Genomic DNA, 22,608 nt, shown 5'->3' with positions numbered 1-22,608 from the left:
AAAAAAACGCCGACGCAGTCATCTGCATCGGCGTTTCAGGTTGCTGACGACCCCCGTTTTTAGTGGGAGGTCGTTCCGCCACTCCGTCGGAGCGCTGGGCGTATCAGAACGCTGGCAGCACCGCACCTTGGTATTTCTTCTCGATGAACGCTTTCACTTCAGGGCTGGTCAGGGCTTTGGCCAGCTTCTGGATAGCAGCGCTGTCCTTGTTGTCTGGACGGGCGACCAGGAAGTTCACGTAAGGCGAATCGCTGCCTTCGATGACCAGCGCGTCTTTGGCCGGGTTCAGACCGGCTTCCAGCGCATAGTTGGTGTTGATCATGTCCAGATCGACCTGATCCAGCACGCGCGGCAGCATGGCCGACTCAAGTTCGCGGAACTTGAGTTTCTTCGGGTTCTCGGCAATGTCTTTCGGCGTAGCCAACGCATTCTTCGGATCTTTCAGGGTGATCAAACCCGCCTTCTGCAACAGCAGCAGGGCACGACCGCTGTTGCTACCCTCGTTCGGGATCGCAACGGTGGCACCGTCTTTCAGCTCGGAGAGGCTCTTGACCTTCTTCGAGTAGCCACCGAACGGTTCGACGTGAACGCCGACGACCGTTTCCAGATGAGTCCCTTTACCTTCGTTGAAGTTCTTCAGGTATGGCAGGGTCTGGAAATAGTTGGCATCCAGGCGCTTCTGATCGACCTGGACGTTAGGCTGCACATAGTCGGTGAACACCTTGATCTGCAAGTCCACCCCTTCCTTGGCCAGTGTTGGCTTGATCAGCTCCAGGATCTCGGCGTGGGGTACCGGAGTAGCCGCGACGACCAGTTTTTCGGCGGCTTGGGCAAAGCCGGCTACCGACAGCGCGGTCGCCAGAGCAGTGAACAGCAGAACCTTTTTCATGCACAGTCCTTATTAGAATCATGGCCATCAGGCGACGGCGATAAGAAGGTACCCGTCATTCAAGGCGGGCGTGGGGTGGACAATACCGAGATTTTTTATTCCAGAACAATATCTTTTATTTAGGGGCTTATTCCATTCAGCGTTTTCACCGTTTAACCCCCTGCCTGAGCATCCGCTACAACGAAGGCTGGCAAACTCAGGTGTTCGGGAAGGATTTCGTCACCCGTACTGACCAGCAAGGCAAAGTGGATGACGTTTTCCAGCTCACGGATATTGCCCGGCCAGCAGTGCGCTTCCAAGACACGCTGTGCCGCCTCACTGATCAGCGGAACCGGTACATTCAGACGCAGGCTGTAGATACCGACGAAGTATTCGGCCAAGGGCAGGATATCCCCCACCCGCTCGCGCAAGGCTGGCAGGGTCAAGTGCCCCTCATGCAGGTAGTGGTAGAGCCGCTCATGAAATTTCCCCGCACGCACCGCCAATGCCAGGTCGATGCTTGAGGCGGCGACCAGACGCACATCCACCGGGTTCGGTTGCGGCGCACCAACCCGGGTAACTTCACGCGTTTCAAGTGCGGCCAGCAACTTGACCTGAATCGGCAACGGCAAGTCGGCGATTTCATCCAGGTACAAGGTGCCGCCATTGGCCGAACCGAACCAACCGGCGCGGCTACTGGCGGTACCGCTGTGAGCACCCGCACTGTAGCCAAACAATTCAGCATCGGCGTAGGTTGGGCTGATGGCCGCGCAGTTTACCGACACGAACAACCCGCTGCGGTCACTGGCACGGTGAATCTGCCGCGCCAGCAACTCCTTGCCGGTACCGGTTTCGCCGCGAATCAATACGGGCAGGCCCAACGGCGCAAGCCGCTCCAGCTCCTCACGCAGTTGGCGTGAGCGTGGGTCAACGAACACCAGCGCCTTGGCGCGAATACTCAGCGGGCTCTTGTCCAGCTCAGGAAAGGTCAGCAGTGGCTGGCCATGAGTGTCATGGTGAGGCATGGCGAACTCCCGCCCGGCCACCAGGCGACCGGGCGTTTCAAATAGAAATGAATAACGCTGGAGCGTCAGGCGCGGCGCAAGGCGTCTTGTTCCAGGCGGCTCTGCAGGCGGTACAGGTATGCAAAGCCCTGTTCCCAACGGCGATGCCCGGACTTCACGTTGATGTGACCGGCGCCAGAAAGAATCCCCGCCTCGGCTCCCCAGGCACGGGCCAGTTGCATCACCCGTGGAGCACTGGCCGCCGGATCATTGTCGGAACCGACCACCTGACAAGGGAATGGCAACGCCTGTTGGGCAATGGGCGCAAAATTACGCAAGGCCGGTGCACAGGTAGGGCGCTCGACATCGGCCGGCGCGACCAGCAACGCACCCCGCACGCGGCGCAGCAGATTGGCACTGGCATGCGCCGCCCAATGGGCGACAGTGATGCAGCCCAGGCTGTGGGCAATCAGAATGACCGGCGATGCATCGGCCGCGATGGCCTGCTCCAGTGCCGCCACCCAATCTTCACGCCGTGGCGTCAGCCAATCGGCCTGTTCGACCCGGGCGCTGTTGGGCAGGCTTTGTTGCCAGTAGCTCTGCCAGTGGTCCTCTGGCGACCCCTGCCAACCCGGCACTATCAGGTAACGAATCGACGTGTTGGACATGGGACGCCTCCTGCAGGCTTGCGTGCTTGAGGACCAGTATAGGGCGATGGTTATATTCGTAAAGGAATAAGAAGCTATTTGGTAATAACCAAAGTTAATATTTCGCACCCCCATCCAGACAATACGATGAGCGCTGGACCGAAATAAAAAAGGGGCCGCACCCTGCCAAGGAACGGCCCCTGAAACGCTCGCGTACGGTTAGATGTTCGCGACTTTCTGCCAGACCTTCGGCTTGAAGAACAAGGTCTCGCCACGCACCAGCCCGGTCAGGCTGTCGTGGTCCTTGACCACTTCGGCTTCAATCAACTCGCTTTGCCCCTCGACCTTCAGGGTGACCCGGGTGGTCGCGCCTAACGGACGGATGTCCCGTACCTCAGCGACGTGGTGGCCTTCCATCTCATGGCGCGACAACGACACTTCGTGTGGCCGGAACAGCACGTGATGACCCTCGCTCAGGTGCAGCCGGTTGGAGTCACCGAGGAAGTGGTAAACGAAGTCACTGGCCGGATGCTCGTAGACATCCCCCGGCGAGCCGATCTGCTCGATCACGCCCTTGTTCATCACCACGATACGGTCCGCGACTTCCATGGCCTCTTCCTGGTCATGGGTCACGAACACCGAGGTCAGGTTGATGTCTTCATGCAACCGCGCCAGCCAGCGACGCAGCTCCTTGCGCACCTTGGCATCGAGGGCACCGAAGGGCTCGTCGAGCAGCAACACCTTGGGCTCTACCGCCAAGGCACGGGCCAAGGCAATGCGTTGGCGCTGGCCACCAGAAAGCTGCTCCGGGTAGCGGTCTGCGAGCCAGTCGAGTTGAACCATGTTCAACAGTTCGTGAACTTTTTCGGCGATCTTGCTCTCGCTCGGGCGCTCGGCCTTGGGCTTCATGCGCAGGCCGAAGGCGACGTTGTCGAACACGCTCATGTGGCGGAACAGCGCATAGTGCTGGAACACGAAGCCAACGTTACGGTCGCGCACGTCGTGGCCGGAGACATCCTCGCCATGGAACACGATGCTGCCCTGATCCGGGGTTTCCAGCCCGGCAATAATGCGCAGCAGGGTGGTCTTGCCGCAGCCGGAGGGGCCAAGCAATGCCACCAGCTCGCCGCTGTGGATATCCAGGTTGATGCTGTCCAGAGCCTGGAAAGCGTTGAAGCGCTTGCTGACGTTACGAACTTCGATCGACATGAATTATTCCTCCGCTGCGTTGTGGCGCAGACGGTTAATGCGGGACTCGCTCCACTGCTTGAGCAGCAGGATGAAGAGCGCCAGGATCAGCAACAGGCTGGCCACGCTGAAGGCCGCGACATGGTTGTACTCGTTGTAGAGGATCTCGACATGCAACGGCAGGGTGTTGGTCACCCCGCGAATGTGCCCCGAGACCACCGACACCGCACCGAACTCGCCCATGGCTCGCGCAGTACACAGCACCACACCGTAAATCAGACCCCACTTGATGTTCGGCAAGGTCACGTGCCAGAACATCTGCCAGCCATTGGCGCCCAACAGGCGCGCCGCTTCCTCTTCCTGGGTGCCCTGTTCCTGCATCAGCGGGATCAGCTCACGGGCCACGAAGGGGACGGTGACGAAAATGGTCGCCAGGACAATCCCCGGCAACGCAAAGACGATCTGAATATCGTGCTCCTGCAGCCACGGTCCGAACAGGCCCTGGGCACCGAACATCAACACGTAGACCAGACCAGCGATGACCGGCGACACCGAGAACGGCAGGTCGATCAGCGTCACCAGGATACTTTTGCCACGGAAGGTGTACTTACTGACGCACCAGGCCGCACTGACACCAAACACCAGGTTCAGCGGCACCGAGATGGCCACGGCGATCAGGGTCAGTTTCAACGCCGAGAGGGCATCCGGCTCGAAGATCGCACTGAAGAACGTACCCAGGCCCATTTTCAGGCCTTGAGACACCACGATGAACAACGGCAACAGCAGGAACACGGCGAAGATCAACCAGCCGAAACCGATCAGTACTCGCCGTGAAACCGCACTGCCACGGCGGGCGGCATTGGCCGAAGCGGCCGCACCAAGAGAAGACGTAGACATGGGCAAGGCCTCCTTCACGGGGTTTCGATGCGCCGCTGCAACAAGTTGATCAGCAGCAGCAGAATGAAGGAAACCACCAGCATCAACACGCCGATAGCGGTTGCACCGGTGTAGTCGTACTGGTCCAGTTTGACCATGATCAGCAACGGCAGGATCTCGGTTTTCATCGGCATGTTGCCGGCGATGAAAATCACCGAGCCGTATTCACCGACACCCCGGGCAAAGGCCAGGGCAAAGCCGGTCAACCAGGCAGGCAGCAACGCAGGTGCCAGTACATAACGGAACACCTGCAAAGGCTTGGCACCAAGGCAGGCCGCGGCCTCTTCGACTTCCCGCGGGATGTCGGCCAGCACCGGCTGCACCGTACGCACCACGAACGGCAGGGTCACGAAGGTCAGTGCCAGGGTAATGCCCAACGGCGTGTAGGCAATCTTGAAGCCCAGGTCAGTGGCGAACTGACCGACCAGCCCGGTCGGCGCATACAGCGCGGTCAAGGCAATACCGGCAACGGCGGTCGGCAAGGCAAACGGCAAGTCGATCATTGCGTCAATGATCTTGCGCCCAGGAAAGGTGTAGCGCACCAGTACCCAGGCCAGCAGCGTACCGATCAGACCGTTGATTACGGCCGCGTACAACGCCGTGCCAAAACTGAGTTTGAGCGCTGCAAGCACGCGCGGGGCGCTGACGATGGCCCAGAACTGCTCCCACGTAAGCTGGGAGGCATGAACGAACATCGCCCCCAGCGGTATGAGCACAATCAGGCTGAGGTACACCAAGGTGTAGCCCAGCGTCAGCCCGAAGCCGGGTATGACGGGGGAGATACGACGTGACATAAAGGTCCTTGGTTGAACGCAGTAAGCCCGGAACGAGTCCCGGGCCCATGCTGGCTACTGAACGGCTTTCATCCTGGCGGTGACAACTCACTGCGCCGTGTAGATCTGGTCGAACACCCCGCCGTCGTTAAAGAACTTGGGTTGCGCAGTTTTCCAGCCACCGAAATCTTTGTCGATAGTTACCAGGTCCAGTTTCGGGAACTGCTTGGCATACTCGGCAGCCACTTTCACATCACGCGGACGATAGAAATTCTCCGCAGCGACCTTCTGCCCGGCCGGGCTGTACAGGTACTTGAGATACTCCTGGGCGATGGCCTCGTTGCCTTTTTTCTCGGCATTCTTGTCGACCACGGCCACTGGCGGCTCAGCCAGGATCGACAGGGACGGCACGACGATCTCGAACTTGTCGCTGCCGCCGTCTTCCTTCAGCGCCAGGAACGCCTCGTTCTCCCACGCCAGCAGCACGTCGCCCTGGCCATTGTTGACGAAGGTAATGGTCGAGCCACGAGCACCGGTGTCCAGCACCGGCACGTGCTTGAACAGCTCCTTCACGTATTCCTGTGCCTTGGCTTCGCTACCACCGGCCTTCAGGCCATAGGCCCAGGCGGCAAGAAAGTTCCAACGCGCGCCACCGGAGGTTTTCGGGTTCGGGGTAATCACCGACACGTCTTTCTTGATCAGGTCGCCCCAATCCTTGATGCCTTTGGGGTTGCCCTTGCGCACCAGGAAAACGATGGTCGAGGTGTAAGGGGTGCTGGCGTCAGGCAAGCGGGTCTGCCAATTCTCCGGCAGCCCTTTACCGAGCTTGGCGACTTCATCGATATCGCCAGCCAAGGCCAGGGTGACCACGTCAGCCCGCAGGCCATCGATCACCGCACGCGCCTGCTTGCCGGAACCGCCGTGGGACTGCTGGATCTTCACCTTGTCGTCTGGATGAGCCTGCTGCCAGTGCTTGATGAACTCGGCGTTGTACTGCTGGTACAGCTCACGGGTCGGATCATAGGACACGTTCAGCAGCTCGTAGTCCTTGGCGATGGCGGAACCGGCAAAAACGGCACTGGCGAGAGCGGCCAGAGCATAACGGCGAATGGACATGGTGAAGCTCCTGACGTTGGCTTTTCTTCTAATGTATTGGCAGGTTGCAGCGCGGCTTCAGCTCGGCTTGTTGCTGGCGTTCTGCAACCGGAATTTTTCCTTGCGTTCGATCTGCACAACTTGGGCATTGTGAACAGTGATCTCTACGGCGCCGAATCGCAGGTCGCGTAGTGCGCTCTGGATTTCCCGCAGAATGGTGGCTTCGTCCTGTCCATCAACGCTACGCAACGATGCGCTCATAACCCGTACTCCTGTGGCTAAAGGGTGCCGTGCAGTAGCAGGGGTAGAAGCGACTGCGCTGGCTTGAGGGCAATCTTAGAGAGGGCTGAATATTCTTAAAAATACTATTTAAGAATTTTTATATAACCTTTAGTGCTTATTGCGGGCGCAACTGGCTCCTACGGGTGCTGCAACACGCGCAGGAGCCGGCCTTGCCGGCGATGTATAGGGTTTACCAACGCATTTGCTGCGCCGGAACCGGTCGGCCGTACCAATAGCCCTGCCCCAGGTCGCACTGCTGCTCCAGCAGGCATTGCGCCTGCTCGGCGTGCTCGATACCTTCGGCCTGGATCTCCATACCCATGCTTCGGGCCAGCGCGATGATGACCCGGACAATCGCCATGTCGTCTTCATCGCCCGGCAAACCGGCCACAAAGCCCTGGTCGATCTTCAGCTTCTGCACCGGCAGGCGCTTGAGGCGCAGCAACGAGGAATAGCCCGTACCAAAGTCATCGATGGCCAGGCGCAAGCCCAGCTCACGCAGGCGATGCAGTTGCTCAAGTGCCACCTCCGGTTCTTCCATGACCGCGCTTTCGGTCACTTCAAGCTCCAGAAACGCGGGGGCTAGCTGGGTTTCGTGCAGCACCTGAGCGACATACTGGTAGAGGTCACGGTGCACAAACAAACGACTGGAAACGTTCACTGCAATGAAATCCAGGGTCTTGCCTTCACGCTGCCATTGCACCATCTGCTGGCAGGCCTGACGCATGACCCAGGTGTCGATATCGGAGATCAAACCGGTACGCTCGGCAATCGGAATGAACTCCCCTGGCGGCACCAGACCGCGTTGCGGATGCTGCCAACGCACCAGCGCCTCGACACCCGTCATTCGCCCGCTGCTCAGGTCATGCACCGGCTGGTAGTACACCCGCAGCTCTTCCTGCTCCAGCGCACGACGCAATTCGGCGGCAGTTTCCACCCGCTGCTGGGCATGAGCGGTCAGCTCTTCGGTGTACAGCGCATAACCTGCACGACCATTGCCCTTGGCCTTGAACAAGGCCGAGTCGGCATTGCGCAGCAGTTGCTCGGCGCTCAGGGCATCACTGGGGAACAGGCTGATACCGATACTGACACTGATGAACAGGCGATGGCTATCCAGCTCGAAAGGGTCTTTCATGCCGTCGATGATGCTCTGCGCCGTCACCGCAGCCTGGCCAAGCTGCGAACAGTTCTCCAGCAACACCGCGAACTCATCGCCGCCCAGGCGTGCCAGCGTCACCCCCTCGCCGATCACGCCCTTGAGACGTTCGCCAACGGATTTGAGCAACTGGTCACCAATGTTGTGCCCCAGGCTGTCGTTGATACTCTGGAAATGATCAAGGTCGAGCAACAACAGGGCGCACCCGCGCTTGTTGGCTTGCGCCGCTGCCAACGCCTGGGCGGTACGATCATTGAACAGCAGGCGATTAGGCAGACTGGTCAGCGGGTCGTGATGGGCCAGGTAGGCCAGTTCGCGCTCGGTATGCTTGATTGCACTAATATCGCTGAAAACCGCAACATAGTGGCTTACAAAGCCGCCATCGTCGAGAATCGCACAAATGGTTTGCCACTGCGGGTAAACCTCGCCGCTTTTACGTCGGTTCCAGATTTCGCCGCTCCACTCGCCTTTCTGCGCGAGGGCTGCGAACATCTCCTGATAGAACTGAGAACCGTGTCGACCCGACTTGAACTTGTTCGGCCGATGACCAATCACTTCCTCTTTCTGGTAGCCCGTGATCCGCATGAACGCGCGGTTTACATGCACGATCAGGCCCTGGCGGTTGGTCACCAGCACCCCCTCAAGGGTGCTGTCGAAGACTGCGGCAGCCATTCGCAGGCGCTCTCGGTCTTCGCGGCGCAAACGGGCGCCGACGCCGATGAACTTCAGCAGGCGCACACGCGAATAGAAGATCAGCAGGGTGGTGCAGAACACCCACACGAAAGCATTGACCATCTGCCAGCGCAACAGCAGGGCAGGATCATCGAAAAGACTGCTTAATATTTGGTCAGACAGCCCGAGCCACAGGACTGATAACACCAGGTAGAGCGCAGCCGTGCGCAGGGCATCTCGTGCAGAAACAGACATAGCGTGCCAAGTAAACCCACACAATTTGGAAAGGCATTATAGTGGCAGAAATTTCCAATGAACTCCTATCAAAAAGCACAACTGGTTTTATTTAACTCGCCAGGGATAATGATCCTAGCTTTTTTGCTCTACGAGGGTGCACCCGCCTATGTGGTACAACGGTTTTCTCGATCTGTCCGCCTGGCAACTGCTGGCAGTCACGCTGCTGATGACCCATGTGACCATTGTCAGCGTCACGGTTTATCTGCATCGCTATTCCGCTCACCGCGCGCTGGAACTCAACGCCGGGCTCAAGCACTTCTTCCGTTTCTGGCTTTGGCTGACCACCGCACAGAACACCCGTGAATGGACCGCTGTCCACCGCAAGCACCACGCCAAGTGCGAAACCGTCGACGACCCGCACAGCCCGGTCATAAAGGGCCTGTCCACGGTGATGCGCAAAGGGGCCGAACTCTACCGGGAAGAGGCACGCAATCCGGACACCCTGCGCATCTATGGCAAGAATTGCCCCGAGGACTGGATCGAGCGCAACCTCTACTCGCGCTACAAGCTGGGCGGCATCGCCCTGATGGCCGTCATCGACCTGCTGCTGTTCGGCACTATCGGCATCACCATCTGGGCCGTGCAGATGATGTGGATTCCGTTCTGGGCCGCCGGCGTGGTCAACGGCCTTGGCCATGCCGTCGGCTACCGCAACTTCGAGTGCCGCGACGCTGCAACCAACCTGGTGCCGTGGGGCATCATCATTGGTGGCGAAGAACTGCACAACAACCACCACACCTATCCGAACTCAGCCAAGCTCTCGGTCAAACGCTGGGAGTTCGACATGGGTTGGGCCTGGATCAAGCTGTTCAGCCTGCTGGGGCTGGCCAAGGTGCAACGCGTCGCGCCCATCGCCCACCGGGTTGCGGGCAAGGGCCAGCTGGACATGGACACCGCCATGGCCATCCTCAACAACCGATTCCAGATCATGGCGCAATACCGCAAGCTGGTAATCGGCCCGCTGGTCAAACAGGAACTGGCCCGGGTCGATGGCTCCGTGCGTCATCAGTTCCGCCGTGCCAAGCGCTTGCTGTCACGCGAAACCAGCCTGCTGGACGACCGCCATCACCTGCACATCCAGACCATGCTCGAGCACAGCCAGACGCTGCGCACCATCTACGAAAAGCGCCTGGCACTGCAACAGATCTGGGCGCGCACCAGCGCCAACGGCCACGATATGCTGGCCGCAATCAAGGACTGGGTACATGAAGCCGAAGCCAGCGGCATCCAGTCGCTACGCGATTTCGCTGCCCAGCTGAAAACCTACTCGCTACGCCCCGCCCTGGCCTGACGCCGTTGATCGGCGCGTCCCTCCCAAGGGCGCGCCGACCGGAACTTCAGCACATTTCCTGGCTCTTACAGGCATATCGTCCGCGTGGCGGGCCGGGTCGTGGCCGCACGCCCTTGCCTTTTGAGAAGCTGCGCGCCAATGGTCAAGCATACGCCCTCCTCCATGTCCCAACACCCACCACCAGAGGCTGCGCAGACCCTGCTGGCGCTGATGCATGCCCAAGGTGAAGTCGCGCGCCTGAGCGAACGCGAGCAGTTGTTCAGCGCCCTGCTCGACAGCGTCAATGCCGTGCTTTGGGCCTTCGATTGGGAAAGCCGCAAGGTGCTCTACGTCAGCCCCGCATACGAGCGTATTTTCGGTCGCCCGGCCAGTTTGCTGCTGGCTGACTACAACGAGTGGCGAAGCAGCGTCTACCCGGATGACCTGGAGTACGCCGAACGCAGCCTTGCCGAAGTACTGGTCAAAGGTGCCGTGGAAGACCGCGAGTACCGCATCATGACGGCCGACGGCCAGCTCCGTTGGCTCAGCGACAAATGCTACATCAACCAGCAAACCGACGGCGACCAGGGCGTAATCGTGGTCGGTATCGCCGAAGACATCACGGAGAACAAGCAACTTCAAGGTGAACTGCAACGCCTGGCGACCACTGACGTGCTCACCCAGAGCAGCAATCGTCGGCACTTTTTCGACTGTGCCCGCGGTGCATTTGAAAAGGCCCGACAGGATGGCACCGCCCTGGCCTTCCTGCTCCTGGACATCGATGACTTCAAACAGATAAACGACACCTATGGCCACCCGACCGGCGACCATGTGCTACTGCGCATCGCCGACAGCGGCAAAACCGTGCTGCGCCGCGGTGATTTGTTCGGACGAATTGGTGGCGAAGAGTTCGCGGCGATGTTTCCCGACTGCACACCGGAGATGGCACAACACGTTGCCGAGCGCTTGCAACGCGAAATCCAGCGCCTGAGCTTCAGCCATGACGATCAAACCTTCGGGGTGACCGTCAGCCAAGGGCTGACCGGCATTGTCGATAGCGATGAAACCCTCGACAGCCTGTTCGCCCGCGCCGATGCCGCGATGTACCAGGCCAAGCGCCAAGGCAAGAACCAGATTGTGCTGGGCTGAGCGCTGGCTGGCCAGCGCAACAGATCGCAAGTCGGCGCTTAAGCCTTGTGCAAACGCTTCAACTCACTGGAGCCAACCTTGAGCAGGCGTGCAGCCTTGCTCTCGACTACTGCGTCCAGCGGCGCCTCGGCGGGCAAGTGCACCAGCTGCCCCACCAGGTTCATGACCAAGGCTTCCCGCGAGTAGACGCCACCGCCAAGGTGGTACACCGCTGCAATCAACTCACGCAGCTCCAGTGGCAAGCGCCAGCGTGTGCGCAGTGCCGAGCCATAGGCCGCCGCTGACTGCTCCAGGGCCACCTCGATACTGGTTTCATCCAGCTCACCGCCAGCCTGGCGCCACTCCTGCATGCAACGCAATACCGCCAACTCACCCAGGCAATGGAGCAAACCTGCGCAGTAACAACGTTCTTCATCCAGCTCGAGAACACGCGCCAGGGTACGGGCATACTCAGCCGTATGCAGCGACAGTGCCCAATAACGCTCGGCATAACCAGACAAAAGCGGATCATTGAGCTTGGCACTGCGCTTGAGCGCAAGGCCGAGAATCAGGTTCATGCTTTGGGTGGAACCCAATTTGTTCAGGGCCTGCAGCAGTGACTGTACCTGTCCGTCATGGTGCAGCGCAGCGCTGTTGGCCGCAGCAATCAACACAGCCGTAATCTGAGGGTCGGTACGAACCTCTTCTTCCAACACCTTCAGGTTCAAACCCTGAGCCTTGAGGCTGCGCTTCACCGCCTTTTGAACATCAGCCAACAGCGGGCCACCGTCAGCCGTGGCACGACGGTCTTCAAGAAAACGCGTCAATGTCATGCTGGCTGGCAGCGGCGGCACAGAACAGGCCACGGGCGCACCCGCTGAAAGCAACAACTGCTCCAGGCGCTGACGCAGCGAATCCATGTTCAAGGGTTTGCTCATGTACGCGGTAGGCGCCAACGGCAAGGCCTCACGCACACTGGCACTGTCGCTACGGCTACTCAACAGAATGAACGGCAATGGCGGTTGACGGCGCTTGGCGCGCACTGAACGCAGCAGGTCAAGACCGTCCAGCCCAGGTAGTTCACGGGAAGCGATGATCAGGTCCGGCTGGCTTGCCAGCGCAGACAGCGCCTCATGGCCGTCAGCGCAGACCTGCAGGGAGGCATCACAGCGCACACTCAGCAACACCTGAGTCAGCATGTCTCGCACCCACGGATCGCCCTCGGCGATCAATACACGGGGTTCGCTGGGTGAGTCGGCAACAGTCATACAGTTCTCCTGAAAACCTCTGCATGCAATCCAGTGCACCCTCCAAGATGTCCATTGCTGACTACCTTAGTACGCCGCCCATTCCTTTGGCACAAAAAAAACCCGCCGAAGCGGGTTTTTCTCTAGCGCATCACAGTTTACGCGAGTTCGGCGAAGCACTCTTCAATGATTGCCAAGCCTTTGTCCAGCTGTGCGTCTGGCGCGGTCAGCGGAACCAGGATACGCAGAACGTTGCCGTAGGTGCCGCAGGACAGCAGGATCAGACCCTTGTCGCGTGCCTTGGCTACAACCTGAGCAACGGCAGCAGGGTTTGGCGCGTGGGAGTCCTTACCTTCGAAGACCTCAACAGCGATCATCGAACCCAGGGCACGCACGTCACCAATCACTGGGTACTTGTCCTGAATCTTGCGCAGGCCAGCAACCAGGCGCTCGCCAACAGCGTTGCTGCGCTCCAGCAGTTTCTCTTCTTCGAACACTTCCATCACGGCCAGAGCAGCGGCACACGCGATCGGGCTACCGGCATAGGTGCCGCCCAGGCCGCCTGGAGCGATAGCGTCCATGTATTCAGCCTTGCCGCAAACACCGGCCAGAGGGAAACCACCGGCGATGGACTTGGCGAACGTGGTCAGGTCAGGCGCAACACCCATCTGCTCCATTGCGAAGAAGGTGCCAGTACGGCCAGCGCCGGTCTGTACTTCGTCAGCAATCATCAGAATGCCGTGCTTGTCGCACAGTTCGCGCAGGCGCTTCATGAACGCTTTAGGCGCAACGTAGAAACCACCTTCGCCCTGAACTGGCTCGATGATGATCGCGGCGATGTCTTTTGGCTCAGCGTCATTCTTGAAGATACGCTCGATGCTGGCGATCGAATCATCGATGCTCACACCGTGCAGCTCGCAAGGGTACAGCGCGCGGAAGATGCCGCCTGGCATCAGGCCCATGCCGGCCGAGTAAGGTACAACCTTACCGGTCAGGCCCAAGGTCATCATGGTACGACCGTGGTAAGCGCCGGTGAACGCGATCACGCCAGCACGGCCAGTGGCAGCACGGGCGATCTTCACGGCGTTCTCAACCGCTTCGGAACCGGTGGTGACCAGCAGGGTTTTCTTGGCGAAGTCGCCTGGAACCTTGGCGTTGATCTTCTCGCACACTTCAACGTACGGCTCGTAGGCCAGTACCTGGAAGCAGGTGTGAGTCAGCTTGTGCAGTTGTTTTTCAACAGCAGCGATTACTTTCGGGTGTACGTGACCGGTGTTCAGTACTGCGATACCGCCAGCGAAGTCGATGAACTCACGACCTTCAACGTCGGTAACGGTGGCGTTCTTCGCGCTGTCAGCGAAGATTGGGTGGATCTGGCCAACACCGCGCGGAACGGCGGCTACACGGCGTTGCATCAAGGATTCGTTGGTCTTGTTGCTCATGAACATGTCCTCATTCGCCACTCAGTGGCGTAGTTTCAAGGCTTGGGCGACCGGGGTTCGACTGCCGCAGCATGCGCTGATCGACTGCTACAGGATCCGGGGCGCCAGGTATCGGCTTGTGTCTAAAAAAGCCAGCGAGGCGTCACTCTCGCACCTCGCTGGCAGAGGTAAAGCGTTAACCGGCGATCAAACGCTGATGCACAGGTATTTGATTTCCAGGTAGTCCTCAATGCCGTACTTGGAACCTTCGCGGCCCAGGCCCGAGGCCTTGATGCCGCCGAACGGTGCGACTTCGTTGGAGATCAAACCGGTGTTGATACCGACCATGCCGTACTCCAGCGCCTCAGCGACACGGAACACACGGCTCATGTCACGGGCATAGAAGTACGATGCCAGGCCGAACTCGGTATCGTTGGACATGGCGATGACTTCGGCCTCGTCCTTGAAACGGAACAGTGGCGCCAGCGGGCCAAAGGTCTCTTCCTTGGCGACAGCAGCGGTCTTCGGTACGTCGACCAGTACGGTCGGCTCGAAGAAGTTGCCCTCGATCAGGTTGCCACCGGTCAGTACCTTGGCGCCTTTGCTGACGGCGTCAGCAATGTGCTCTTGAACCTTGGCGACCGCTTTGTGGTCGATCAGCGGGCCAGTGGTGGTGCCTTCTTCCAGACCGTTACCGATCTTCAGTTTGGCGACCGCTGCACGCAGCTTCTCGGCGAAGGCATCATAGACGCCGTCCTGCACATAGATACGGTTGGCGCAGACGCAGGTCTGACCGTTGTTGCGGTACTTGGAAATGATCGCGCCTTCAACGGCCTTATCCAGGTCCGCGTCGTCAAACACGATGAACGGTGCGTTACCGCCCAGTTCCAGGGAAACCTTCTTGATGTCCTTGGCGCACTCGGCCATCAGCTGGCGACCAATTTCGGTCGAGCCGGTGAACGACAGCTTGCGCACGATCGGGTTGCCGGTCAGCTCGCTGCCGATATCGCCAGCGCTGCCAGTTACCACGCTCAGCACGCCTTGCGGGATGCCAGCACGGTGAGCCAGCTCAACCAGGGCCAGAGCCGAGTAAGGGGTTTGCGAAGCAGGCTTGAGCACCATGGTGCAGCCAGCGGCCAGGGCCGGGCCGGCTTTACGGGTGATCATCGCAGCCGGGAAGTTCCACGGGGTGATCGCCGCAGTCACACCGATTGGCTGCTTGATAACGATCAGGCGCTTGTCTGGCTGGTGACCCGGGATGGTGTCGCCGTAAACACGCTTGGCTTCTTCAGCGAACCACTCGATAAAGGAAGCGGCATAGGCGATTTCGCCCTTGGCTTCGGCCAGAGGCTTGCCCTGCTCGGTGGTCATCAGGCGTGCCAGGTCGTCCTGGTGCTCGATCATCAATTCGAACCAACGACGCAGCTTGCCAGCGCGCTCTTTGGCGGTCAGTGCACGCCAGGCTGGCAGCGCCTTGTCGGCGGCCTCAATGGCACGGCGGGTCTCGGCGGCGCCCATCTTCGGCACGGTGCCGATGATTTCGCCCGTCGCCGGGTTGTTCACCTTGATCGTCTGACCGTTGTCCGCATCCAGCCAGGTACCATCGATATAGGCCTGCTGGCGGAACAACTGGGCGTCTTTAAGCTGCATGTCGGCTTCCTTAACAGCACCGTGCATACACGGAGCGAATTGTTGATTGTAAAAAAGGAGCCCTCAGGGGGCTGCCGTCAGGAATTCACACACCTGGCCGGGCCACGAAACCACGGTCGCAGGATCAGGCACCACACAAGAGCGTTTGAAATCTCAAACGAATCCTAGGATTAAAGGGGTTAAAGGACAATAGGTTGTTCGAAAAAAAGAACAAAAAGCCGCCCAACGCGACTTTTTTCAGATCAACGTCACTTATAGACCCTTCAGTGTGCGAAATCGACTACAGATTCTGGCGATGGACGCCGACAGGCGAGATGGGTATCATGGCGCCCGCGTTGCACTCGTAGCTCAGCTGGATAGAGTACTGCCCTCCGAAGGCAGGGGTCGTGGGTTCGAATCCCGCCGAGTGCGCCATATAGATGAAAGGCTCAGGTGAAAACCTGGGCCTTTTTTATTGCCGGTCAAATGTTAGATTTTGATTCGAAACGGCAAAATGGCCGGCTGATCTTAGATCCCAGGAAAAACCCTACGCAGTCTGTCTATGCGTGATGACTTGTCCCTGGCAACCCGGCCCTCTAGGCTGGCTCCGTCGCTGAACGCACAGCGCTCGGGGGTGGTAACCCGAGCGGTCGTAGACATCCACAGACCCTGCTTTATGGCAGCTGTGCGCGGGAGGCCTCAGGGTCTGCCGGATGTTCCTGTGCCCCGGTTTACCACCCCGCGTACAGCTGCCACCCGCTCGGGTGGTAACGAGTGAACGCAGCTTCATCCTCACAGAAGCACTCGTCATGAAAAGGCCCAGGTGAAAACCTGGGCCTTTTTTATTGCCAGTCAAATGTTAGATTTTGATTCGAAACGGCAAAATGGCTAGCCGATCTTAGGTCCTAGGAAATGCCCTACGCAGTCTGTCTATGCGTGATGACTTGTCCCTGGAAACCCGGCCCTCTAGGCTGGCTCCGTCGCTGAACATACAGCGGACCCTGCTTTATGGCAGCTGTGCGCGGGAGGCCTCAGGGCCTGCCGGATGTCCCTACGTCCACCGGTTTACCACCCCGCGTACAGCTGCCACCCTCTTCGGCAGCTGCCGCTGGCCAAAGGTCTGGTGGGCGCGCTGCGCTGCAGGCGCTTCACCGACACCCTCGCCGGCAAGCCTGCCCCCCGGAGGCCAGCGCCTACACCGTAGCTTTCTGGGGAGCAGCGCCTTGCGTCAGGTAGGACAGCAGTTCATCGATCGGGAGCGGACGACTGATCAGGTAGCCCTGTGCTTGATCGCAGTCGAAGCTGCGCAGCAACGCCATCTGCTCCTCGGTCTCCACCCCTTCGGCCACCACTTCCAGCTTCAGGTTGTGGGCCAGGTTGATCATGGCGTGGACCAATTGGCGGTTCTCTTCGCGCTGCTCCATGCCGCCGACAAAGCTGCGGTCCACCTTGAGCAAGGTAATCGGCAGGCTGTTGAGGTGCACGAACGATGAGAAGCCGGTACCGAAGTCATCCAGCGAGAATCGCACGCCCAACCGCCCGAGCGCATCCATGGTCTGCTTGACCAGGTCGCTACGGCGCATCACGGCAGTCTCTGTCAGCTCAAACTCCAGCCAACGGGCATCGACGCCATGCTGGATGATCAGCCGGCTCAAGGTCGCCAGCAGTTGGCTGTCCTGGAACTGCCGGAACGACAGGTTCACCGCCATATGCAAGGGGGCAACCCCCTGCTCACGCAGTACCTGCATGTCGCGCAGGGCACGGGAAATCACCCAATACCCCAGCGGCACGATCAGCCCGCTCTGCTCGGCGAGTGGGACGAACTCACTCGGTGGCAGCAGGCCTCGCTCGGCATGCCGCCAGCGCACCAGCGCTTCAAGCCCGACAATCTGGCCACTCTTAAGGTCAAACCGAGGCTGGTAGTGCAGCTCCAGTTCGTCACGGCGCAAGGCCCGGCGCAGCTCGCTTTCCAGGTCGGCCAGGCTGCGCGCATGGCGGTTGATGCGCTCGTTGAACACATGGAAGGTGCACCCTTGGGTGCCCTTGGCCTGCTGCATGGCAATATGTGCATGCCACATCAGTGGATCGGCGCCGCCCTCGGCACGGGCATGGGCCACGCCCAGGCTGCAGCCGAGCAGAAGGCTTTCACCATCGATCCAGTACGGTTCGGCCAGCGCTTCGACGATACGCTCAGCCATCCATTCGGCACGCTGCGGCTCGCGGCGGGTGTCGATCAACAGGGCAAATTCATCACTGCCCAGGCGCGCCACCTGATCACCGGCTTCCAGCTGGCTTTTGAGACGGCCGACCACTTGCAGGATCAGGCGGTCGCCAGCCTGATGGCCAAGGGCATCGTTGGCGTGTCGAAAGTTGTCCAGGTCAAGGTGGCCAAGGGCGACACCGCGCCCCTCGTTCTCCGCCAGCCGTGCGGTGAGCAAGGTCTGGAAACCCTGGCGATTGGCAATGCCGGTCAGGGGGTCCTGCTCGGCCAAGCGTTGCAAGGTGGCCTCCAGGACGCCGCGTTCGCGCACATGGCGCAGGCAACGCCGCAGGGTATCGGTGCTCAGCGTTGCACGCACCAACCAGTCGCTGATGCCCAGCGGGGCGTGCGCAGGTTCTTCTTCCAGCAACAGCAGCATGGGCAGGTCGCAACGCCCCGGTGCCGGTTGCAGCGACGGCGTCGCCAGTACCAGCGCATTGCGGTCACTGACGAACAGGCTGTCGACCGACTCCCAGTTCGGTGCGCTGATCAGCACGGCACTGCCGGCCAGAGGCTGCAAACAGTGTTGCAACGCCGTAGCCCAGCTCGGCTCATCGGCCAGCAGGAGCAAACGCAAAGGTTCGACAGGCGTAGACAAGCAGGCTCCTTAGCACGTTGACGCAGTCTAAATGACGATGAGTAGCTGGGATGCCCTATCCTAAATCATTGGTGGTAATGATTTTCACTTAAACACATGCCATTCCTTTGCCGACATCCACATACTTCGCAGCGCATCCTGCGGGAAAGTAACAGAACCAGCAAATTTAGATCGCGTGCTACGTCACACTGTCAGACGGTCGCGGCACAATCGCTTCGCGCCTGCTAAAATGCCCGGCTATTTTTCAAGCGACCCAGGTTCCCCATGTCCCGACTCAACCCCCGGCAACAGGAAGCCGTGAGCTACGTCGGCGGCCCTCTTTTGGTGCTCGCCGGTGCCGGCTCCGGCAAGACCAGCGTGATCACCCGCAAGATTGCCCACCTGATCCAGAACTGCGGCATCCGCGCCCAGTACATCGTGGCCATGACCTTTACCAACAAGGCCGCTCGGGAGATGAAGGAGCGGGTCGGCACCCTGCTGCGCGGGGGCGAAGGACGCGGCCTGACCGTTTCGACCTTCCACAACCTGGGCCTGAACATTATCCGCAAGGAGCATCAGCGGCTGGGGTACAAGCCGGGCTTCTCGATCTTCGATGAAGCTGACGTCAAGGCATTGATGACCGACATCATGCAGAAGGAGTACTCGGGGGACGACGGCGTCGACGAGATCAAGAACATGATCGGCGCCTGGAAGAACGACCTGGTTCTGCCTCCGGAAGCCCTGGAAAAAGCACGCAACCCCAAGGAGCAGACAGCCGCCGTCGTCTATGCCCATTACCAGCGTACGCTCAAGGCGTTCAACGCAGTGGACTTCGACGACCTGATCCTGCTGCCGGTGAAGCTGTTCCAGGAACACGCTGACATCCTGGAAAAATGGCAGAACCGTGTGCGCTACCTGCTGGTGGACGAATACCAGGACACCAACGCCAGCCAGTACTTGCTGGTGAAGATGCTGATCGGTACGCGCAACCAGTTCACCGTGGTCGGCGACGATGACCAGTCGATCTACGCCTGGCGCGGTGCCCGTCCGGAAAACCTGATGCTGCTCAAGGACGACTACCCTTCGCTGAAGGTGGTCATGCTTGAACAGAACTACCGTTCTACCAGCCGCATCCTGCGCTGCGCCAACGTGCTGATCTCGAACAACCCGCACGCCTTCGAGAAACAACTGTGGAGCGAGATGGGCCATGGCGATGAGATCCGGGTGATCCGCTGCCGCAACGAGGAAGCCGAGGCTGAGCGCGTGGCCATGGAAATCCTCAGCCTGCACCTGCGTACCGACCGCCCTTACAGCGACTTCGCAATCCTGTACCGGGGCAACTACCAGGCCAAGCTCATTGAGCTGAAACTGCAGCACCACCAGATTCCTTACCGGCTTTCGGGCGGCAACAGCTTCTTTGGCCGGCAGGAGGTCAAGGACCTGATGGCCTACTTCCGCCTGCTGGTGAACCCGGACGACGACAACGCCTACCTGCGGGTGATCAACGTACCGCGCCGGGAAATCGGTTCGACCACCCTGGAAAAGCTGGGCAACTACGCCACCGAGCGAAAGGTCTCCATGTACGCCGCCAGTGAAGAACTCGGCCTTGGCGAACACCTGGACAGCCGCTTCACCGACCGCCTCCAGCGCTTCAAACGCTGGATGGACGGCGTACGCCAGCAGGTCGCGCAGAATGATCCGATCGCGGCCCTGCGCAGCATGGTCATGGACATCGACTACGAAAACTGGATTCGCCAGAACAGTTCAAGCGACAAGGCTGCGGACTTTCGCATGGGCAACGTCTGGTTCCTGATCGAGGCCTTGAAGAACACCCTCGAGAAGGACGAAGACGGTGGCATGACCATCGAGGAAGCCATCGGCAAGCTGGTGTTGCGCGACATGCTCGAACGCCAGCAGGAAGAGGAAGACGGTGCCGAAGGTGTGCAGATGATGACCCTGCATGCCTCCAAGGGGCTGGAATTTCCCTACGTGTTCATCATGGGCATGGAGGAAGAGATTCTGCCGCACCGCTCCAGCATCGAAGCCGACACCATCGAGGAAGAGCGCCGCCTGGCCTATGTCGGGATCACCCGGGCCCGCCAGACCCTGGCGTTCACCTTCGCCGCCAAGCGCAAGCAATACGGCGAGATCATTGACTGCGCACCAAGCCGTTTTCTCGACGAGCTACCCGACGACGACCTCGTCTGGGAAGGCCTCGACGATGCCCCTACCGAGGTCAAGGCTGCGCGAGGCAATAACGCATTGGCGGATATCCGCGCCATGCTCAAACGTTAGATAATCCACCTTTGCCCTGGCGCGCTGCCGGGGCCTTTTTGTTACATCGAGGAATTTACCGCCGTGGAAGCACTGCACCAGAAGATTCGCGAAGAAGGCATCGTGCTTTCCGATCAGGTCCTGAAAGTCGATGCGTTTCTCAACCATCAGATCGACCCTGCGCTGATGCAACTGATCGGTGACGAGTTCGCCCGTCTGTTCGCCGACTCGGGCGTAACCAAGATCGTCACCATCGAAGCCTCCGGCATTGCTCCAGCGGTCATGACCGGCCTGAAGCTTGGCGTTCCGGTGATCTTCGCCCGCAAGCACCAGTCGCTCACCCTGACTGAGAACCTGCTGACGGCTTCGGTGTACTCCTTCACCAAACAGACCGAAAACACCGTCGCGATCAGCCCGCGTCACCTGAACAGCAGCGACCGCGTGCTGGTGATCGACGACTTCCTGGCCAACGGCAAAGCTTCCCAGGCCCTGATCTCGATCGTCAAACAGGCCGGCGCCAGCGTGGCAGGCCTGGGTATCGTCATCGAGAAGTCGTTCCAGGGCGGTCGCGCCGAACTGGACAGCCAAGGCTACCGCGTCGAGTCGCTGGCACGGGTCAAGTCGCTGGAAGGCGGCGTCGTTACCTTCCTGTAAAACCCTCCCTGCGGGCACCTGCAGGGAAAGCAGTACCTCGCAAAAACGACAAAGCCCGCACGCGGCGGGCTTTGTCGGGGGAAGCGTGTGGCTTAAAGGCCAGACATCTTCTTGATGGCGCCTTTCAGGTCGTCATCCGAGCAGTCGGCACAGGTGCCTTTGGGTGGCATCGAGTTGATACCGGTGATGGCCTTGGCCAGGATACCGTCCAAACCGCCCTGATGGTCGGCACGGTCTTTCCAGGCCGCGGTATCACCGATTTTCGGCGCGCCCAGCAGGCCGGTGCCATGACAGGCATTACAGTGCTTGGCGATAATCTCGTCAGGCGTCTTGGAACCGCCGCCGCCAGCAGAGGCAGCCACTTCCATACCTTTACATTCCTGGCCTTGGACGCAGACCTGACCAACAGGCTCCAGTCGCTTGGCAATATCGTCATTGGTCGCAGCTTGAGCGCTGACTGCCCAAAGGGCCAATACGGCAGCTGGTACGGCCAGCATTTTCTTGATTAGATTCACACGTACACCCTCATGGTGGCTAGTCACGCCCGCGGCCACGGTTTCGCAGGCGGTCGCAAGTATAACGAGAACCCTGCCGCACTGAAACAACCCTAAAGACCCAAGGGGATTAGACGCGACAATAAGCCGCGCCTGGCTGATCAGAAGTTGGCGGGGGTCGCAGCACTGATCAACCGCGCCGGCTCATCGAATGGATTGCGGAAACGGTGCGGCTTGGTGCTTTCAAAATAGTAGCTGTCGCCGGCCTCAAGGATGAATGTTTCCAAACCCACGACCAGTTCAAGACGACCTTCCAGAAGAATGCCGGTCTCTTCGCCATCGTGCGTGAGCATCTCTTCCCCGGTGTCTGCACCCGGCGGATAGACCTCATTGAGGAAGGCAATGGCACGGCTCGGGTGCGACTTGCCGACCAGCTTCATGGTCACCGCGCCATCGGAGATGTCGATGAGCTCGTTGGCCTTGTAAACGATCTGAGTGGGGTTTTCTGGCTGTAGCTCTTCGGAGAAGAACTCGACCATGGACATGGGGATGCCCCCCAGCACCTTGCGCAGCGAGCTGATTGAAGGGCTCACGCTGTTTTTCTCGATCATCGAGATCGTGCTGTTGGTGACACCCGCACGTTTCGCGAGTTCACGCTGAGACAGGCCCTTGAGCTTGCGTATGGCCTGCAGTCGTTCACCGACATCCAAGGCTTAAGCCCTCCTAAACGAACAAA

Annotated in this window: 19 protein-coding genes and 1 tRNA gene; 5 read left to right on the top strand and 15 right to left on the bottom strand. The window is 59.7% G+C overall.

Annotated features, from left to right (window positions below; translation table 11 throughout):
- Positions 1 to 103: 103 nt before the first annotated feature.
- The 9 genes from IE038_RS01260 to dibA all read right to left on the bottom strand — a co-directional run bounded on the left by IE038_RS01260 (position 104) and on the right by dibA (position 8,876).
- Positions 104 to 889, bottom strand: a complete 786-nt coding sequence (locus tag IE038_RS01260) for a MetQ/NlpA family ABC transporter substrate-binding protein (protein ID WP_163932046.1) — start codon at positions 887 to 889, stop codon at positions 104 to 106.
- Positions 890 to 1,041: 152 nt separating this feature from the next.
- The gene (locus IE038_RS01255) at positions 1,042 to 1,893 is read right to left on the bottom strand and encodes a sigma 54-interacting transcriptional regulator (protein WP_163932049.1); all 852 of its coding nucleotides are present in this window, start codon (positions 1,891 to 1,893) and stop codon (positions 1,042 to 1,044) included.
- 65 nt (positions 1,894 to 1,958) lie between these two features.
- Positions 1,959 to 2,540: an alpha/beta hydrolase gene (locus IE038_RS01250; protein WP_163932052.1), complete on the bottom strand. Its 582-nt coding sequence runs from the start codon at positions 2,538 to 2,540 to the stop codon at positions 1,959 to 1,961.
- Between the two features lie 198 nt (positions 2,541 to 2,738).
- Positions 2,739 to 3,728 carry a sulfate/molybdate ABC transporter ATP-binding protein gene (locus IE038_RS01245; protein ID WP_065761645.1) on the bottom strand — a complete coding sequence of 330 codons (990 nt, stop codon included), beginning with the start codon at positions 3,726 to 3,728 and terminating at the stop codon, positions 2,739 to 2,741.
- 3 nt (positions 3,729 to 3,731) lie between these two features.
- Positions 3,732 to 4,604, bottom strand: a complete 873-nt coding sequence (gene cysW, locus IE038_RS01240) for a sulfate ABC transporter permease subunit CysW (RefSeq protein WP_099776276.1) — start codon at positions 4,602 to 4,604, stop codon at positions 3,732 to 3,734.
- Positions 4,605 to 4,618: 14 nt separating this feature from the next.
- The gene (gene cysT / locus IE038_RS01235) at positions 4,619 to 5,437 is read right to left on the bottom strand and encodes a sulfate ABC transporter permease subunit CysT (RefSeq protein ID WP_065761643.1); all 819 of its coding nucleotides are present in this window, start codon (positions 5,435 to 5,437) and stop codon (positions 4,619 to 4,621) included.
- 87 nt (positions 5,438 to 5,524) lie between these two features.
- Positions 5,525 to 6,532 (bottom strand): sulfate ABC transporter substrate-binding protein, encoded by a 1,008-nt coding sequence (locus IE038_RS01230; protein WP_163932055.1) that lies wholly within the window; start codon positions 6,530 to 6,532, stop codon positions 5,525 to 5,527.
- A gap of 57 nt (positions 6,533 to 6,589) precedes the next feature.
- Positions 6,590 to 6,772 carry a sulfur starvation response protein OscA gene (gene oscA, locus IE038_RS01225; protein WP_163932058.1) on the bottom strand — a complete coding sequence of 61 codons (183 nt, stop codon included), beginning with the start codon at positions 6,770 to 6,772 and terminating at the stop codon, positions 6,590 to 6,592.
- Between the two features lie 211 nt (positions 6,773 to 6,983).
- Positions 6,984 to 8,876 carry a phosphodiesterase DibA gene (gene dibA, locus IE038_RS01220; protein WP_189394981.1) on the bottom strand — a complete coding sequence of 631 codons (1,893 nt, stop codon included), beginning with the start codon at positions 8,874 to 8,876 and terminating at the stop codon, positions 6,984 to 6,986.
- Positions 8,877 to 9,024: 148 nt separating this feature from the next.
- Here dibA and desA point away from each other — a divergent pair, with 148 nt between their 5' ends.
- Both desA and IE038_RS01210 read left to right on the top strand, forming a co-directional pair.
- Entirely contained in the window at positions 9,025 to 10,209 is a 1,185-nt protein-coding gene (gene desA / locus IE038_RS01215; protein ID WP_189394980.1) for a delta-9 fatty acid desaturase DesA, read from the top strand.
- 138 nt (positions 10,210 to 10,347) lie between these two features.
- The gene (locus tag IE038_RS01210; protein WP_163932061.1) at positions 10,348 to 11,337 is read left to right on the top strand and encodes a GGDEF domain-containing protein; all 990 of its coding nucleotides are present in this window, start codon (positions 10,348 to 10,350) and stop codon (positions 11,335 to 11,337) included.
- Between the two features lie 38 nt (positions 11,338 to 11,375).
- Here IE038_RS01210 and IE038_RS01205 read toward each other — a convergent pair whose 3' ends face one another.
- The 3 genes from IE038_RS01205 to gabD form a co-directional block, all read right to left on the bottom strand.
- The gene (locus tag IE038_RS01205; protein WP_163932063.1) at positions 11,376 to 12,584 is read right to left on the bottom strand and encodes a response regulator; all 1,209 of its coding nucleotides are present in this window, start codon (positions 12,582 to 12,584) and stop codon (positions 11,376 to 11,378) included.
- 137 nt (positions 12,585 to 12,721) lie between these two features.
- Entirely contained in the window at positions 12,722 to 14,005 is a 1,284-nt protein-coding gene (gabT, locus tag IE038_RS01200) for a 4-aminobutyrate--2-oxoglutarate transaminase (RefSeq protein WP_163932066.1), read from the bottom strand.
- A 186-nt stretch (positions 14,006 to 14,191) separates the two neighbouring features.
- Positions 14,192 to 15,634: an NADP-dependent succinate-semialdehyde dehydrogenase gene (gene gabD / locus IE038_RS01195; protein ID WP_163932070.1), complete on the bottom strand. Its 1,443-nt coding sequence runs from the start codon at positions 15,632 to 15,634 to the stop codon at positions 14,192 to 14,194.
- A 337-nt stretch (positions 15,635 to 15,971) separates the two neighbouring features.
- Between gabD and IE038_RS01190 the strand changes: the two genes are divergently transcribed.
- Positions 15,972 to 16,048 (top strand) — tRNA-Arg (locus IE038_RS01190).
- A 758-nt stretch (positions 16,049 to 16,806) separates the two neighbouring features.
- On the opposite strand, the gene IE038_RS01185 is transcribed toward IE038_RS01190, so the two are convergent.
- Positions 16,807 to 18,471, bottom strand: coding sequence for a putative bifunctional diguanylate cyclase/phosphodiesterase (locus IE038_RS01185; RefSeq protein WP_189394979.1), 1,665 nt, complete (start codon positions 18,469 to 18,471; stop codon positions 16,807 to 16,809).
- 264 nt (positions 18,472 to 18,735) lie between these two features.
- On the opposite strand from IE038_RS01185, the gene rep reads away from it, so the two are divergent.
- Both rep and xpt read left to right on the top strand, forming a co-directional pair.
- On the top strand, positions 18,736 to 20,745 hold the full coding sequence (gene rep / locus IE038_RS01180) for a DNA helicase Rep (RefSeq protein WP_189394978.1): 2,010 nt from the start codon (positions 18,736 to 18,738) through the stop codon (positions 20,743 to 20,745).
- 63 nt (positions 20,746 to 20,808) lie between these two features.
- Positions 20,809 to 21,378, top strand: a complete 570-nt coding sequence (gene xpt / locus IE038_RS01175) for a xanthine phosphoribosyltransferase (protein ID WP_065759762.1) — start codon at positions 20,809 to 20,811, stop codon at positions 21,376 to 21,378.
- 92 nt (positions 21,379 to 21,470) lie between these two features.
- Here xpt and IE038_RS01170 read toward each other — a convergent pair whose 3' ends face one another.
- On the bottom strand, positions 21,471 to 21,893 hold the full coding sequence (locus IE038_RS01170) for a c-type cytochrome (protein ID WP_189394977.1): 423 nt from the start codon (positions 21,891 to 21,893) through the stop codon (positions 21,471 to 21,473).
- 140 nt (positions 21,894 to 22,033) lie between these two features.
- Complete coding sequence (locus IE038_RS01165) at positions 22,034 to 22,582, bottom strand: cupin domain-containing protein (protein WP_065759764.1); 549 nt, start codon at positions 22,580 to 22,582, stop codon at positions 22,034 to 22,036.
- Positions 22,583 to 22,608: the final 26 nt, after the last annotated feature.

The sequence above is a fragment of the Pseudomonas laurentiana genome (assembly GCF_014648275.1).
Classification (GTDB): domain Bacteria; phylum Pseudomonadota; class Gammaproteobacteria; order Pseudomonadales; family Pseudomonadaceae; genus Aquipseudomonas; species Aquipseudomonas laurentiana.
Note: the sequence above shows the minus strand (reverse complement) of the source record. Positions and strands in the feature narration are given on the sequence as shown.

What these genes read in the sequence shown, in the direction of transcription:
- IE038_RS01245 (WP_065761645.1), bottom strand. Translation starts at nt 3,728, where the DNA reads ATGTCGATCGAAGTTCGTAACGTCAGCAAGCGCTTCAACGCTTTCCAG.
- IE038_RS01205 (WP_163932063.1), bottom strand. Translation starts at nt 12,584, where the DNA reads ATGACTGTTGCCGACTCACCCAGCGAACCCCGTGTATTGATCGCCGAG.
- IE038_RS01250 (WP_163932052.1), bottom strand. Translation starts at nt 2,540, where the DNA reads ATGTCCAACACGTCGATTCGTTACCTGATAGTGCCGGGTTGGCAGGGG.
- rep (WP_189394978.1), top strand. Translation starts at nt 18,736, where the DNA reads ATGTCCCGACTCAACCCCCGGCAACAGGAAGCCGTGAGCTACGTCGGC.
- gabD (WP_163932070.1), bottom strand. Translation starts at nt 15,634, where the DNA reads ATGCAGCTTAAAGACGCCCAGTTGTTCCGCCAGCAGGCCTATATCGAT.
- IE038_RS01260 (WP_163932046.1), bottom strand. Translation starts at nt 889, where the DNA reads ATGAAAAAGGTTCTGCTGTTCACTGCTCTGGCGACCGCGCTGTCGGTA.
- IE038_RS01210 (WP_163932061.1), top strand. Translation starts at nt 10,348, where the DNA reads ATGGTCAAGCATACGCCCTCCTCCATGTCCCAACACCCACCACCAGAG.
- oscA (WP_163932058.1), bottom strand. Translation starts at nt 6,772, where the DNA reads ATGAGCGCATCGTTGCGTAGCGTTGATGGACAGGACGAAGCCACCATT.
- IE038_RS01230 (WP_163932055.1), bottom strand. Translation starts at nt 6,532, where the DNA reads ATGTCCATTCGCCGTTATGCTCTGGCCGCTCTCGCCAGTGCCGTTTTT.
- gabT (WP_163932066.1), bottom strand. Translation starts at nt 14,005, where the DNA reads ATGAGCAACAAGACCAACGAATCCTTGATGCAACGCCGTGTAGCCGCC.
- dibA (WP_189394981.1), bottom strand. Translation starts at nt 8,876, where the DNA reads ATGTCTGTTTCTGCACGAGATGCCCTGCGCACGGCTGCGCTCTACCTG.
- cysT (WP_065761643.1), bottom strand. Translation starts at nt 5,437, where the DNA reads ATGTCACGTCGTATCTCCCCCGTCATACCCGGCTTCGGGCTGACGCTG.
- IE038_RS01255 (WP_163932049.1), bottom strand. Translation starts at nt 1,893, where the DNA reads ATGCCTCACCATGACACTCATGGCCAGCCACTGCTGACCTTTCCTGAG.
- cysW (WP_099776276.1), bottom strand. Translation starts at nt 4,604, where the DNA reads ATGTCTACGTCTTCTCTTGGTGCGGCCGCTTCGGCCAATGCCGCCCGC.
- desA (WP_189394980.1), top strand. Translation starts at nt 9,025, where the DNA reads ATGTGGTACAACGGTTTTCTCGATCTGTCCGCCTGGCAACTGCTGGCA.